The sequence below is a fragment of the Pseudomonas sp. AC463 genome, assembly GCF_979253585.1.
On record NZ_CEEDDZ010000465.1, the window covers coordinates 1 to 286 of the forward strand.

Annotated in this window: 1 protein-coding gene; it reads left to right on the plus strand. The window is 67.5% G+C overall.

Features of this window, described 5'->3' with window-relative positions:
• Positions 1–286 (plus strand): tetratricopeptide repeat protein (locus AC0IYH_RS30995; RefSeq protein ID WP_471838019.1); only part of this gene is annotated, 286 nt, incomplete at both ends.

The following is a 286-nucleotide window of genomic DNA, read 5'->3' on the forward strand; positions in this document are numbered from 1 at the left end:
CGGTGCCGCTCGCCTGGCCGGTGGCAACCTGCCGGGTGCCGAACAGGCCTACCAGAAAGCCGTCTCCCTGGAGCCGGACAACCCTGTCGGCCTGCTGGGTCTGGGCACTGCACAACTGCGCCTGGGGTATCCGGAGCGCGCCCAGCCGTTGCTCGCCAGTGCTGCCGAGCAAATGCCGGACAACGTCCAGGCCTTCTCCCGGCTTGGCGCAGCCGAGGCGCAGCTGGGCAATATCGTCGCCATGCAGCATGCCTTCGCTACAGCCAACAAACTGACGCCCTCGGAT